Source organism: Archangium sp. (assembly GCF_036277355.1).
Classification (GTDB): Bacteria; Myxococcota; Myxococcia; order Myxococcales; family Myxococcaceae; genus Archangium.
Genome location: NZ_DASUNC010000130.1, coordinates 97,900 through 111,654, shown reverse-complemented (window position 1 = coordinate 111,654; position 13,755 = coordinate 97,900). Strand labels below are relative to the sequence as shown.

General features: G+C 70.8%; 14 protein-coding genes. 8 read left to right on the top strand and 6 right to left on the bottom strand.

Going from position 1 to position 13,755, the window contains the following annotated elements; translation table 11 throughout:
- From VFZ09_RS31790 to VFZ09_RS31780, 3 genes are all read right to left on the bottom strand, one after another.
- Positions 1 to 851: ParA family protein (locus VFZ09_RS31790; protein WP_329731465.1), on the bottom strand; the 851-nt coding region annotated here is incomplete at its 3' end.
- A 49-nt stretch (positions 852 to 900) separates the two neighbouring features.
- Complete coding sequence (locus VFZ09_RS31785) at positions 901 to 2,643, bottom strand: HEAT repeat domain-containing protein (protein WP_329731464.1); 1,743 nt, start codon at positions 2,641 to 2,643, stop codon at positions 901 to 903.
- A gap of 288 nt (positions 2,644 to 2,931) precedes the next feature.
- On the bottom strand, positions 2,932 to 3,384 hold the full coding sequence (locus VFZ09_RS31780; RefSeq protein ID WP_329731463.1) for a hypothetical protein: 453 nt from the start codon (positions 3,382 to 3,384) through the stop codon (positions 2,932 to 2,934).
- A gap of 247 nt (positions 3,385 to 3,631) precedes the next feature.
- On the opposite strand from VFZ09_RS31780, the gene VFZ09_RS31775 reads away from it, so the two are divergent.
- The 4 genes from VFZ09_RS31775 (at position 3,632) to VFZ09_RS31760 (ending at position 6,951) form a co-directional block, all read left to right on the top strand.
- Positions 3,632 to 4,390, top strand: coding sequence for a hypothetical protein (locus VFZ09_RS31775; RefSeq protein WP_329731462.1), 759 nt, complete (start codon positions 3,632 to 3,634; stop codon positions 4,388 to 4,390).
- Between the two features lie 325 nt (positions 4,391 to 4,715).
- Positions 4,716 to 5,180 (top strand): helix-turn-helix transcriptional regulator, encoded by a 465-nt coding sequence (locus VFZ09_RS31770; RefSeq protein ID WP_329731461.1) that lies wholly within the window; start codon positions 4,716 to 4,718, stop codon positions 5,178 to 5,180.
- A 110-nt stretch (positions 5,181 to 5,290) separates the two neighbouring features.
- Positions 5,291 to 6,193 carry a fatty acid desaturase gene (locus VFZ09_RS31765; RefSeq protein ID WP_329731460.1) on the top strand — a complete coding sequence of 301 codons (903 nt, stop codon included), beginning with the start codon at positions 5,291 to 5,293 and terminating at the stop codon, positions 6,191 to 6,193.
- Between the two features lie 80 nt (positions 6,194 to 6,273).
- Positions 6,274 to 6,951 (top strand): helix-turn-helix transcriptional regulator, encoded by a 678-nt coding sequence (locus tag VFZ09_RS31760; RefSeq protein WP_329731469.1) that lies wholly within the window; start codon positions 6,274 to 6,276, stop codon positions 6,949 to 6,951.
- 57 nt (positions 6,952 to 7,008) lie between these two features.
- Here VFZ09_RS31760 and VFZ09_RS31755 read toward each other — a convergent pair whose 3' ends face one another.
- Together VFZ09_RS31755 and VFZ09_RS31750 are read right to left on the bottom strand one after the other, a co-directional pair.
- On the bottom strand, positions 7,009 to 8,367 hold the full coding sequence (locus tag VFZ09_RS31755) for a sensor histidine kinase (protein WP_329731459.1): 1,359 nt from the start codon (positions 8,365 to 8,367) through the stop codon (positions 7,009 to 7,011).
- 46 nt (positions 8,368 to 8,413) lie between these two features.
- Complete coding sequence (locus tag VFZ09_RS31750; protein ID WP_329731458.1) at positions 8,414 to 9,040, bottom strand: phospholipase D-like domain-containing protein; 627 nt, start codon at positions 9,038 to 9,040, stop codon at positions 8,414 to 8,416.
- Positions 9,041 to 9,146: 106 nt separating this feature from the next.
- On the opposite strand from VFZ09_RS31750, the gene VFZ09_RS31745 reads away from it, so the two are divergent.
- The 4 genes from VFZ09_RS31745 (at position 9,147) to VFZ09_RS31730 (ending at position 13,070) form a co-directional block, all read left to right on the top strand.
- The gene (locus VFZ09_RS31745; protein WP_329731457.1) at positions 9,147 to 9,821 is read left to right on the top strand and encodes a TetR/AcrR family transcriptional regulator; all 675 of its coding nucleotides are present in this window, start codon (positions 9,147 to 9,149) and stop codon (positions 9,819 to 9,821) included.
- Between the two features lie 55 nt (positions 9,822 to 9,876).
- Positions 9,877 to 11,316, top strand: a complete 1,440-nt coding sequence (locus tag VFZ09_RS31740) for an aldehyde dehydrogenase family protein (protein WP_329731456.1) — start codon at positions 9,877 to 9,879, stop codon at positions 11,314 to 11,316.
- Between the two features lie 9 nt (positions 11,317 to 11,325).
- Positions 11,326 to 11,952, top strand: a complete 627-nt coding sequence (locus VFZ09_RS31735; RefSeq protein WP_329731455.1) for a hypothetical protein — start codon at positions 11,326 to 11,328, stop codon at positions 11,950 to 11,952.
- 68 nt (positions 11,953 to 12,020) lie between these two features.
- Positions 12,021 to 13,070, top strand: coding sequence for a phosphotransferase (locus tag VFZ09_RS31730; RefSeq protein WP_329731454.1), 1,050 nt, complete (start codon positions 12,021 to 12,023; stop codon positions 13,068 to 13,070).
- 3 nt (positions 13,071 to 13,073) lie between these two features.
- Here VFZ09_RS31730 and VFZ09_RS31725 read toward each other — a convergent pair whose 3' ends face one another.
- Entirely contained in the window at positions 13,074 to 13,571 is a 498-nt protein-coding gene (locus tag VFZ09_RS31725; RefSeq protein WP_329731453.1) for a gluconokinase, read from the bottom strand.
- Between the last annotated feature and the right edge of the window lie 184 nt (positions 13,572 to 13,755).

The window sequence follows — 13,755 nt, the reverse complement described above, 5'->3', positions numbered from 1 at the left end:
GGGTCCGCCACGAAGACGGGCCGGCCCTCGCTGGAGGCCTGGGCGAACTTGGTGCACTGCCGGATGATGGTGGGCAGCAGGTACTCCGGGTAGTGCGTCTGCAGCGCCTCCAGCGCCTCCTTGGCCAGCTTGAAGGTGGCGTTGAAGGAGTTGACCACGATGAAGACGTGGTCCAGCACGTGGTTGAGGTCCTCCTCCAGGCTCTGCACCGTCTCGAAGAGCAGCTTGAGGCCGTGGAAGGAGAGGAAGTCGGCCAGCACCGGGACGAACAAGTCGTTGGCCGCCATCAGCGCGTTGAGGTTGAGCAGGCCGAAGGAGGGCGGCGCGTCGAAGACGATGACGTCGTACTGCGCCTCCACTTCCTTGAGGGCGTTGCGCAGCTTGAACTCGCGTCCCGCCATGGGCATCAGCGCCAGGTCCACCGTGGACATGGTGAGGTTGGAGGGGACGAAGTGCAGGTTGGGCAGGGAGGACTTCTGGATGACCTCCGACATGGGCGACTTGCGCACCAGGACGTTGAGGAGCGTCTTGTCGAAGTCCTCGCCCTCGAAGCCCAGGCACTTGGTGGCGTGGCCCTGGCTGTCGAGGTCGACGATGAGGACGTTGTAGCCCAGCTCCGCCAGGCGCCAGGCGTAGGAGGTGGACAGGGACGTCTTGCCCGTGCCGCCCTTGAAGTTGAGGAAGAGCTGCTTGCGGCGGCCGAGTGACGGCGGGAACGCGCCCAGCTGCGTGCGCAGGGCCCAGACCTCGGCGCCCGTGTAGCTGTCCTGCTTCAGCGCCGAGGCGATGGACTTCGGTGGCAAGCCGAGCATCTCGGCCACCTGCTTGGAGCTGTACGTCGGCGCGTCCATGGAGAATCCTCAGAACCCTTCGTCGAGACCGGGGAGGTCATACCTTGCCTCAAGCGGCGAAGTATTTGTGACCTCGCCGGATGATCGCTCCCCTGGCCACCAGGAGGGTGAGCGCCTCCTCGGCCAGCTCGGGGGGCGCGGAGATGCCGGAGGCCAGCTCCCCGAGCGAGCGGCCCCGGATGGCCGCGCGAATCTCCGACATCAGCGGTCCACACAGGGCCTCCACCGGGGAGACGGGCTGGCGCGCGGCGGGACGCGCCACGGGCTGGGCTGGCGCGGAGGTGGGAGCCGCGGCGGTGCGGACGGCCTGCTGGGCCGAGCCCCGGGCCGGAGCGGAAGCAGCGGCCGGTACCGCGGCCCGGTGGGCGATGGACGGAGCCGGCGAGGGACGCACGGCGGCAGCGGGGGCAGCGACGGGCACTGGAGCTCGCACGGCCGGCGGGGCGACGGGAGCGGGAGCGGCCACGGGCGCGGCGGCGCGGGGGGCGGGCTTCGGGAGGAGCGAGGCGCGCACGGGCTGCACGGGGAGCGTGGCGAGGCGGCGGATCTCCCGGCGGCGCCGGCCCTCGTCCATGTCCACCACGGCGGAGACGTCATGGCCGAGGATGCGCGAGAGGCTCTGCGCGGCGGAACGGCGCACGCGCACCTCGTCATCCTTGAGGGCCTCGAGCAGCAGCATGCGGGCGTGCTCCCCGCTGCCGGCGCCGAGCGCCAGGGCGGCGAGGCTGCGCACCTCGGAGTCCGGATCGTGGATGGCCTCCTCGCCGAGCCGGCGCGCGCCCTCCCCTTCCAGGCCCAGCGCCAGCAGTGAGGCACGGCGGCGCACGGAGCGGTCCGGGTCCTTCACGGCCTGGGCGAGGTGCGGCGCGGCCTCCTGGGGCGCGATGCTCAGCAGCGCCTTGAGGGCGGCGATGCGGACCTCGGGGACGTTGGAGGCCAGCAGGGGCGACACCACGAGGACGCCCTCCTCCTTGCCCACCTCGGCGAAGGCGGCCAGCAGGGCCACCTGGACGGAGGGGTCCTTCTCCGCGTGCAGCGCCGTGGCCAGGGCGGGCGCGGCGGCCGGCTGGCCCAGGGCCTTGAGGCGCTCGGCGGCGCGCACGCGCGAGGTGGCATCCGGCGCCGACAGCTCGCGCACGGAGAAGCCGAAGAGCGTCTCGTCGCCGCCGCCGGACAGCTCCGCCATCTGCCCGGGGCTCACCGCCAGCCGCCCCTCCAGGAAGAGGCGCTGCGCGTGCTGCATCACCGGGGAGACGCTCGCGGCGGAGCCGGACGCCGACACCATCGCGAGCGCGGGAGCGGGCTGCTCCACCTCCTGCGGGCGCTGCGGCTCGGACTGGGAGGGCCACGGGTAGGCGGGGGCGGACGGCGCGGACGCGGTCACGGCGGGACGCTCGAGCGCCTCGCTGCGCAGCTGGGAGATGAACGAGGCCAGGTCGATGCCCAGGCCGTCGTCGTCCTCCTCCTCGCGCTCACGGCCGTCCGAGGTGCGGATGCGGCTGGCCTCCAGCAGCTTGCCGAGCAGCTGGCTGCGCTCGGTGCGCAGGGCCTGGTTGAGGCGGGTGAGCTCCTCGCGCTCGGAGGCCATGCGGCCCAGGCGCACCTCCAGCCCGGCCACCTCGCGGCGCAGCGCCAGCTCGCGCTCCTCGGACTGGGCCAGCTCGCGCCGCAGGTGCTCCATCTCCTCGCGCGTGGACGTCAGCTCGTGGTTGAGCTGCTCGGCACGAGCCTCGAAGTAGACGATCTTTTCGAGTGCGCTCTTGAGCAGCGCGTCCGGACGCTCTTCGCTCACGGCCTGAACAGCCCTCCCTACCGGGGCACGCCAGGAGCCCGCCGCGCCTGGGAACGCGGGGACTCCGGTACCCGGGGGACCCCGGGAGCGCGCCACCATATGTCAGACCGTCATGCGAGGTAAACCCCTGAAATGGTTGGGACTTTTCCGTCCTGACCCACCTCGGGAGTTGACAATCGCGCCGGGGCCGATTTCTCGGGCCTCCGCGCGATCAGGGAGGGGTGCGTCCACCGCTCCACACACGGGCCGGGCCGCCTCGCGGACAGCCCGGCCGCACTGGAATGAACGCTACCTGGCGTCCTGCTGCATGAGCTGCCACTGCTCGGAGAGCTGGCGCACGTCACGCTCGAAGTCCTCGCTCTTCGAGAGCGCCGTCAGCCCCGACGTCTCCAATGCGCAGATCGCCTGCACATGAACGGAGACGGGGATGGAAGATTTGTTGTTGAAGAAGCCGCCGACGAACGAGCCATAGGCCTTCACGAACCCCACATCGGTGATGGAGCTGTAGAACCCGGTGCCAATGACGCGCATGCCCGACGGGCAGTAGGCACGTACCGAGGCGGTGGAGCCCGAGGGGATCTCGACCGGTGCGGACTCAACCGTCTGCACACCGGTCAGCGCAGTCGCGCCCTGCTGGCTTCCAGCGTCATCCAGACTCTGCTTGCCGACGGACGCGGCCGCGCCCCCAACACAAACGAGCAACCCGGTAACGACCAGAGCAGGCGTGAACTTGAACCTCATAGGTAGGTCTCCTCTCGTATTGAACGAGCCGGACAAGAACTTTCCCGGCTTCACTGTTGGTATACAAAACATCACGGGTAGGGAACAAGAGCTCAAGACCTCTTGCGCTCTTTCCAGCCAACAGGTTCGCCGGCCCCCCCGCGTCCACCGCCCCCCAGGGCACACGTGGTCCGAGACCTCCCGCTGTTTCCACCCGACTCGATTGGTCAGCCCGGTGTGTTAGGAGTCTTCTCCGGGAGGACACCCCATGGAGCAGCAAGACGAGAAGGAAGACATCCACCCGGACGATGGACCCCCGGAACCCTACCGCGTCCTCAAACGCTACCGTGGCATCGGTGGCGGACTGGGCCGGCTGTACGAGGCGCGCAACACCGAGACGGGCAACCCGGCCCTGGTGCTCATGCCCGCACCGAAAGGAGATCTGCGCGCGGAGGAGGACTGGCAGGTGCGCGCCACCGCCAACGTCACCCCGCCCTACCTCGCGCTGGAGGTGGAGCGCGCGCCCGCGAACGGACAACCCCGGCAGCTCACGTGGATGCTCGAGCGGTGGGCGGTGGCACTGATGCGCATCGACACACGCCCCGAGGCGCGGGACCATCTGACGGCCGGACCCCAGAAGCCCTCTCCTCCGCGCTCGCGCCCCCCGAGCGGAGGAGCCCTGATCGCCCTGCTGCTGGCGCTCGGGGTGACGCCGTGGACGCACGCCACGCCAGGGCCCACCACGCCCGCCGTCGCGCCGCCGGTGCTCACCGTGGACGGCCCGGACCCCGCCTCGGCGCTCTACACGAACGGAACGGATGTCATTGCCCTTCCCATGCCCCAGGGGCCCTTCCGGGGTCAGAACCGCCCACCGTGCAAGTCGCGGCACGAGATCGTCCTCCGCGGTGGCTGCTGGGTCGAGATCGCGGCCCGTCCGCCCTGCGGAGACGATGCCTACGAATTGGAGGGCAAATGCTACCTGCCGGGGTACAGCGCTCCGCGTCCTCCGCAGGCCCTGAATCCTTGACGCAGGTGACTTGACAGGTGGGGCTGCCAGACTCAAGCTGAGAGGTAACACGAGACACGCGAGTCCTTCCGGGTAGCGCCACCGGTTGGCTCGTGCAGGGGCCAGGTGCGGGTGACACCGGGCCCCTGCCAACACCCATGGGCATCCGTTGGGAGGAGCACGGCTTCTTCCTTGATGCCTCGAGAGGCTCCCGGCACGTGCCACCAACACGCGCCGGGAGCCTCTTTCCTTTCGTGCCCCCTTCACCCCTCAACCCACTTCCGAAGTCGCCGCTGACACATGACTTGCGAAGTCATATAAGCCAGCGAGGAGTCAGGACGGAGCCATGGCGTCGAAGACTACTTTTCAAGTCCCCCCCGAGCAGACCCCTCCCCCTCCCCCTCCCGCTCCCCCGCGCCCCCGCCGGAGCAAGCGCGAGGCGAAGCTGAAGCTGTCCAAGGCCCTGGGAGACGCGGCCCGGGAAGCCCGGCTCAAGGCCGGCTTGACGCAGGCGGACGTGGCCGAGCGCATCGGCGTGGCCACCGAGGTCTACGGCCGGTTGGAGCGGGGACTCCTCATGCCGAGCGTCCCCACGCTGCGCCGCATCTGCCTGGCCCTGCACATGTCCGCGGATGCCATGCTCGCGCTCAGCTCGCCCCAGCCTCCCGTCTGGGAGGAGCCCCCGCCCCCGGCCGAGCAGGAGCAGCCCGCGATGCGGCGCCTGCTGCGCAACGTGCGCAAGCTCAACAGCACGCAGATCCGCGCCCTCTCTCTCATGGCCTCCACCCTGCGCCGCGAGGGCGAGGACTGATCCACCGCCTGTCAGAGGGGGCCGGGAACGTCCGGATTTTCGCGCTGGCGCAACCGATTGGCGCTTGCAATGAAGCAGTTCACACCCCGCGTGCGTACATCGAAGGGGCCATGTCCCACCACCCCTCCGCCTCCCCCACGCTGGATGTGTCCCACCTCGCCGTCCATGGCCTCTGGTGCACCTGGCTCGCCGCGTTGCTGGTGAGCTGGGACACCCTGCCCATGACGGGCCGCGTCACGCTGCTCGTGACGGGCTTCCTCCTCCTCTTCTGGAACTACGCCGTCCTGCACAACCACATGCACCAGCCCATCGCCCGCCCCCGGGCGCTGCGGTGGCTGGTGTCTCGCACGCTCGGCGTGGCGTGCGGCTTCGCCTACCGCGGCTACCACCTCCACCACTTCAACCATCACCGGTACAACGATGGAGAGGGGGACTGGGGCCGGCGCCGGGCCGGAGAGGGCGCGGTGACGTACCTGGTGCGCTCCACCCTCACCCCCTGGCTCTGGCCCTATGGGCTGCTGGGCAAGGTGTGGAAGGCCGCCGGCCAGAGGAAGGGCCAGCGCGCCGAGCTGGTGCTCGACTTCGTCCTGCTGCAGGGCGCCCTGGTGGCGCTCGCGCTGTGGCGGCCCTGGCTGGCCCTGTCCTACTTCGGGATGATGCTCGCGGGGCAGCTGTCCATCCACCTGCTCAACCTGGCGGCCCACCACGAGACGGACGCCACCCGCCGGGACTCGCTGGCCGTGACGTCCACGTCCCGGCTGTACAACCTGCTGTGCTTCAACGCCGGCTACCACCAGGCCCACCACCTGCGCCCCCAGGCGCCCTGGCGGGAGCTGCCGGCCCTCACCGAGCGGCTGGCTTCCGAGGGGTTGCTTCGTCCAGCACTGCAAACCCCGCTGGCCCCCATCCATCCGTCCTGGGTGGTCCGGCTCCTCAAGCGCTATGCTCCCGCGCCGTGCGCCCCGCAGAAGGACTCGACGACTACCTCCGAGACCCCATCGGCCGCTATCTGACGGGAGAGAACTTCTTCCACTGGTACGCCACGCCCGAGCTGTGCGGGTTCACCGTGTGGGGCAGGCCCGGCGAGTCGCAAATCCAGCGGCTCACCCAGGTGCTGGACGTGGAGCTGGCGCCCGCGGCGCCCCACCTGTCGCTGGTGGACGCCAGCCGCGTGGAGGCCCCGGACGCCAACGGCCTGTCCGTGCTGGTGAAGTACATGGCGCCGCGCATCTCCGGCTTCTCCCAGACGGTGAGGCGCCAGGCGCTGGTGCGCCCCGAGGGCATGGCGGGCGCGGTGGTGGGCGGCTTCTACAGCCTCGTCAGCTCCGGCTACCCCACGCGGGCCTTCGCGGATGCGAATGAGGCGCTCGCCTGGCTGGGCCGCCCCGAGGCCGAGTCCCGCGCCCTGATGAACGAGCTGAACGACCTGGTGATGCAGCAGATGGGGCAGCACCCGCTGCTCGGCGAGCTGCACCGGGTGCTGCGCCACCGGCTGGTGGACGCCGGCCTCGCGGACGTGGCCCGGGAGCTGGGCATGTCCGAGCGCACGCTCCAGCGCCGCCTGCGCGAGGCCGGCACCTCCTTCCAGGCCGAGCTCAACACGGTGCAGGTGCGCACCGCGCAGGCGCTGCTGCTCGAGAGCGATGCCAAGCTCACCTCGGTGGCCGTGGAGGTGGGGTGCGCCTCGCTCCAGCACTTCAGCAGCCTGTTCCGCAAGATGACCGGCGAGTCCCCCAGCGCCTGGCGGGCCCGGCACCGCAAGACGCCCTGAGTCCACAATATTCCCTCCATATTCCCTCTCCCCTCGGGAGAGGGGAAATGGGCACATTCACGCCGCGGCGGAGGCCGAAGCGGAGACGTGCTCGCCCGCCGCTGGCAACCACAGGACGAAACGGGCGCCCCCCTCGGGGCGGTTCTCCGCGTGCAGCGAGCCGTCCACCCGCGACACGTACTCGCGGCACAGCGCCAGCCCCAGCCCGGTCCCCTTCCCCGGTGGCTTCGTGGTGAAGAAGGGCTCGAAGAGCCGCGCCAGCACCTCCTGGGGAATCCCCGGGCCATTGTCCTCCACCTCCAACCGCACCCCGCCCTCCACCTCCCGCGCCCTCACCGCGATGGCCGCCCGGCGCGCCGGCTCCGCGTCCTCCACCGCGTCCGCCGCGTTCACCAGCAGGTTCAACAGCACCTGCACCAGGTGCCGCTGCCCCAGCCGCACCGGCGGCAGCCCCGCGCCAATCTCCAGCGTCACGTCCCCCAGGCCCCGCAGCCGCACCGAGGCCAGCCGCCTCGCCTCCTGGATGGCATCCTCCGCCTGCCCCTCGTCACCCTCGTCGATCTCCCGCGAGAAGCGCCGCAGGTCCATGACGATCTGCTGGATGCGCATCACCCCATCCTGCGTCTCGGCGACCACGTCCCGCAGCTCGCCCACGTCCAACGGTCCGCCCTCGGTGCGCAGCTCCCGCTCCAGGAAGCCGAGGTTGGACTTCACGAAGGCCAACGGGTTGTTCACCTCGTGCGCCACCCCGGCCGCCAGCTGCCCCACCAGCACCAGCCGGTCCACCTCCACGCGCTCGCGCTCGGCCTTCATCCGGCGGCGCTCGCTCTCGGCCAGCTGCTCGAGCACCACCAGCCGCTCCTGCTGCGCCACCAGCCGCTCCTGCTGCGCCGTCTTCTCCGCGTCGCTCATGCGCCGGTACGTGTGCGAGCCCGCGACGGCGATGGCCCCAATCAGCCCGAAGCTCGCCATGTGCGCCAGCAGCTCGCGCGCCGGCAGGCCGGCCAGCACGTCCAGCACCGCCACCGAGAGCAGCATGCCCCCGCAGGCCACCACCGTGGGCACGCGGGTGTCCGGCGTGAAGATGGCGATGGCGAAGGGGATGGCGCTGAGCATCGGGAAGCAGGGGCTGAGCGGCCCCCCCGTGAGGTGGACGAGCGCCGTCGCCGCCACGAGCGACACGGACCCGGACCAGAACCCCGTCGCCCCCACGGAGATCCACCCCGCCCCCACCGCCAGGCCAATGCCCAGGAAGCCCGCGCCCCACCCCCCGTACGCCAGCGCGAGCGCCGGCGAGAAGGCGCCCGCCGCCAGGCCGTGGCCAATGAATCCCCCGAAGAGGAGGGCGGCACAGACGAAGTAGTTCTTCCGCTTCACCCGGCGCAGGGCCTGCATCCCAGAGGCATCAGCCGTCATCGGGACGCGATTGTAACATTCCGGACAGTGGGAATGTACGGGCCCTCTAGCGGCCCGGCCGGCCGCGTCCGCGCACCAACCGCCGCGCCTTGCCCAGCTGGATGCCGCCGGGGGACTCCTTCTTCGCCGGCCGTGCGCTCGCGGGGAGGATGGGGTCCGGACACACCGCGCGCAGCCGGCAGCCCCGGCACTCCGCCCCGCTCCACACCGACTCGTAGAGCGCCGTCACCCGGTCGATGACGTCGAAGTCCTCGGTGACGAAGCCCATCTCGAAGTTGCGCACGTCCTCGCCCTTGGCCCCCAGCCCCGCCCCGGTGAGGTTGGCGCTGCCCAGGTACGCCCACGCCCCGTCCACCAGCACCGTCTTGAAGTGCACCCGCGGGCACACCTTCAGCTCCAACCCGCCCCGCACCAGCCTCGAGCGCTTGTCGAACTCCGCCCGGAAGGGCCGGCTGGGCAGCTCCGCGTGCAAGAGCCGCAGCGCCACCCCTCGCGCCGCCAGCCCGTCCAGCACCTGCAACAGCGGCACGAACTCTCCCGCCTGCTCCACGTACATGGCCTTCACGTTCGCCGTGGCTATCCACACCGACTCGCGCGCGTGCGCCAGCTTGCCCAGCACCACTTCCCGGTACAGCGCGCCGCCGTCGAGCAACTCCGCCTGGATGGGACGCATGCCCACATGCTCGCACACCGGCCGGGCCACCGCGAGTTTCTCCGCTCGTGAACAGATGACCTCAGGTCACTTGACAGCCGGAGGCGTGCCCCTTACGCAATGACTCATGGTCAGCAACACGGCGAAGCGGGTGATGCCGCAGCGGGCGAGGAAGGAAGAGGACAAGGAGGCGAGGCGGCGGCAGCTGCTGGACGCGGCGTTGGAGCTGTACCGGGCCACCTCGTACGACGAGGTGAAGATGGCGGACGTGGCGGAGCGGGTGAAGCTGGCCAAGGGGACGGTGTTCCTCTACTTCCCGACGAAGGAGGCGCTCTTCCTGGCGCTGCTGGAGGAGCAGCTCTTCGCGTGGTTCGCGCGGCTGGAGGAGGCGCTGGGGCGGAGCGAGGGCCGGTGGACGGGGGCGCGGGTAGCGCGCACGGTGGCGGAGACGCTGGAGGGGGAGGAGCCGCTCACCCGGCTGCTGGCGAGGCTGCAGACGGTGCTGGAGCAGAACGTCACGGTGGAGCAGGTGCGCACCTTCAAGGAGCGGCTGCTGGAGGCGGTGGTGCGGGCGGGGACGCTGGTGGAGAAGCGGCTGCCCTTCCTGAAGGCGGGCGAGGGCGTGCGCTTCTTCCTGCACGTGCACGCGCTGGTGGTGGGGCTGCGGCAGATGGCGGACCTGTCCCCGGTGGTGCGCGAGGTGCACGAGGCCGCCCCCCACCTGGAGCCGCTCCGGGTGGACTTCACGCGGGAGCTGGCGGACGCGCTCACTACCTCGCTGCGCGGGCTGGAGTCCCGCTGAGTCACACGCTTTTCCAACCCTTCAACCCAGAAGACCTTCCCGAGGAGAGGACGCGATGCGCGTGGTGAGCATGGAGGAGCAGGGCCGGAAGAATCCCTTCCAGGAGAGCTTCGAGCGCCTGCGGGCACGGCGCTGGGAGGTGTCGAGGACGAGCGCGAAGGAGCGCGTCGAGAAGCTGAGGAAGCTCCGGCGCGCCGTGGTGGAGCGGCGCGAGGCGCTCTATCAGGCCATCCACGCGGACTTCCGCAAGCCGGCGGCCGAGGTGGAGACGAGCGAGATGCTGCTGGTGCTGCTGGAGCTGGACCATGCCATCAAGCACCTGGCGAAGTGGATGAAGCCGCGCAAGGTGGGCACGCCGATGCTGCTCGCCGGCACGCGCAGCGAGGTGCGCTACGAGGCCAAGGGCGTGGTGCTCATCATCGCGCCGTGGAACTACCCCTTCCAGCTGACCCTCTCCCCGCTGGTGGCGGCGGTGGCGGCGGGCAACTGCGTGATGGTGAAGCCGAGCGAGAAGACGCCGCACACGTCGGCCTTCATCGCGCAGCTCGTCCGGGACGTGTTCGACCCGTCCGAGGTGACGGTGGTGGAGGGAGGCGCGCAGGAGAGCCAGGCGCTGCTGGAGCTGCCCTTCGATCACTTCTTCTTCACCGGAGGCCCGCGGGTGGGGCGCAAGGTGATGGAGGCGGCGGCGAAGCACCTGGCCGGGGTGACGCTGGAGCTGGGCGGCAAGTCGCCCGCGGTGGTGGACGAGCACGCGGACGTGAAGGCCGCGGCCGAGCGCATCGCCTTCGGCAAGTTCCTCAACGGCGGCCAGACGTGCGTGGCGCCGGACTACGTGCTGGTGCACGCCTCCAAGGAGGAGGAGTTCCTCGCGAAGGTGCGCGAGACGCTGGAGCGCTTCTACGGGAAGACGGAGGAGGCGCGGAAGGCCACGCCGGACTTCTGCCGCATGGTGGATGACGCGCAGTTCGCCCGGGTGAACGGGCTGCTGGAGCGCACGGTGGCCAGCGGGGTGCGCGTGGTGACGGGCGGCGTGGTGGACGCCTCCAGCCGCTACATCGCCCCCACGGTGCTGGCGGACGTGAAGCCCGAGGCCCCCATCATGGAGGAGGAGATCTTCGGCCCCGTGCTGCCGGTGCTGCGCTACCAGCGGACGGAGGAGGCGATTCAGCACATCCGCGCGGGCACCAAGCCCCTGGCCATGTACATCTTCAGCCAGGACAAGGCGGCGGTGGATCGTCTCGTTTCCGAGACGTCCGCGGGAGGCACGTGCGTGAACACGACGGTGGTGCACCTGACGAACGCGGACCTGCCCTTCGGCGGCATCGGCGAGAGCGGCGTGGGCAACTACCACGGCGAGTACGGCTTCCGGACGTTCAGCCACGAACGGGCGGTGCTGCGCCAGGGCCCCATTGCCTTCCTGCAGACCTTCTTCCCGCCGTACACGGACAAGGCGAAGAAGATGCAGCGCATGGCCAGCCGCCTCTTCGAGTAGAAGGACCGCGTGCTCACCGTCGATTCCCATCCCCTGCTGGACACGGTGGCCTTCGAGGCCACCTTCCCCAAGCCCCTGTCCGAGCAGCCCTCGCCCGAGTGGCTGGTGGCGCTGCTGAAGCTGGACGCTCCGGCGCCCCTGAGCGCCGATGACGCCGTGCGCGGCGCGGTGAGGGACTTGCTGCGCCATGGCGGCTTCAAGCCCACGGGCCGGAGCAAGCCGGCCTCGGAGTACCTGGTGCGGGCGGCGGGGGATGGGACGCTCGGCTCCATCAACGCGGCGGTGGACGTGTGCAACGCGGTGTCGCTGCACAGCGGGCTGCCCATCAGCGTGGTGGACCCGGAGCGGGCGAAGGAGCCCCTGCGCATCGGCATCGCCCCCGAGGGCGCCTCGTATGTCTTCAACGCCTCCGGGCAGAGCATCGACCTCGGAGGACTGCTGTGCCTCTTCGACGCGGAGGGCCCCTGCGCCAACGCGGTGAAGGACGCGCAGCGCACCAAGACGCACGCCGGCACGCGCCGCACCCTCACCGTGCTGTGGGGCACCCATGCCCTGCCGGGACGCACCGAGCGGGCCTTCACGTGGTACCGCGAGTTGCTCGAGCGGCTGGGGGCAACGGTGGAGCGGCGGTCCTGAGCCCGCCAGACCTCACCTCCCTGCTGGCCCACGCAGCCCGTGCACTGTCCTCGGCCTGGGGCCGCCCGGTGCTCCTCGGCGCCCCCGAGCTTCTCAAGACCGAGTCGCGCAGCGTGGTGGTGCGCGCCCAGGTGCGCGGCGGCCCGGTGCCGGCCATCATCCTCAAGCACTTCCGGGATGACCCCGTGTGCGGGCTCGATGACCAGGCCGGCGCGGACTTCCTCACCCGCCAGGGACTGGAGTTCGGCCCGCGCCTGCTCGCCGCCGACGTGGACGCGCGCCTCTTCGTGCTCGAGGACCTGGGACGCGGACGCACGCTGGAGGAGCTGCTGCGCGGAGAGGATGCCCGCGCGGCCACCGGAGGGTTGATCGCCACCGCGCGCCTCGCCGGACAGCTCCACGCGCGCACCCTGGGCCTCCAGTCCGAGTACGAGCTCGTCCGTCAGGCCCTGCCGCCACGCCCCCAGCGCGTGCGGGTGGAGAACGCGCGCTTCCTGCTCGACAACGAGGGGCGGCTGCTGCGCTGGCTCTCGGCGGTGGAGGCCGAGGCGGCGCCGGGCCTGCATGAGGAGTTGCAGAACGTGGCGCGCACGCTCGCCAACCCGGGGCCCTTCCTCGCCTTCACTCACGGGGACCTCGCGCCGGGCAACGTCCTCTTCACCCCCGGCGGCCCGCGCCTGCTCGACTTCGAGTACGCGGGCATGCGGCACGCGCTGTACGACGCGTTGATGTGGCTCGTCACCGTGCCCCTGCCGGACGAGCTCATCGCCCGCGCGGACATCACCTACCGCATCACCCTGTCCTCACAGTGCGAGGCGGCCCAGGCGGACTCGGCCTGGGTGCACGCCCGGGCCACGGTGGCGCTGGCGCGCACGGTGAACCTCTTCCAGTGGCTGCACCCGCGCGTGCTGGAGGAGGACCGCGAGTGGGCTCCGGGCCTCTCCGAGCGCGCCGCCCTGCTGCACCACCTCGCGCGCTGCCGGACCCTGCTCGCCCCCGTCGAGGGCTTCCCGGGACTCGCCCGCACGCTGGAGACGCTGGAGACGCGCCTGCGCGAGCGCTGGACGGTGCCGCCCTTCGTATGGCCCGCCTTCCGCGAGCTGGACGAGCTGGAGTGACGCTCAGGAGGCCGGCCGCGGCCCCAGCTCCCGGAGGAGGGTGGCCACCAGTGTGTCCGGATCCGCCGTGGCCTCCACCACCAGCGCGTCCTCCGGCACCTCCAGCGCCGCGAGCTGGCTGTCGAGCAGCGACACCGGCATGTAGTGGCCCTGACGCGCCTTCAACCGCTCGGCGATGAGCTCCCGGGGTGCCCGCAGGTACACCCACCGTTGCCGCGCCGCGTCCACCGTCAGCCGCTCCCGGTAGGAGTGCTTCAACGCCGAGCACGCCAGCACCAGCGACTCCCCCGCCGCCAGCGCGTTCCCCACCAGCTCCCGCAGCACCGAGAGCCAGGGCGCGCGGTCCTCGTCCGTGAGCGGAGTGCCCGCGGCCATCTTCGCGATGTTGCCGGGAGGGTGGAAATCATCCGCGTCCCGGAACCGCCACCCGAGCGCCGCGGCGAGCCGCTGTCCCACCGTCGTCTTCCCCGACCCGGACACCCCCATGACGATGATGACCACGCGTGTGTCCTCCCCGGCTCGCCCGTGCTTTTTGCACATCCACCGCAGCCGGGCAGCGAGAGCAGAAGATCGATTGAAACCCGGGAGATGTGGAAGTTTTGATCAATCCTACCCACGTCTGGCTGAACGAATTGAGCAACGCGTCCGGCGCTCCCCGGAGGCGTGCGCTGGTGGGCACTGCAAC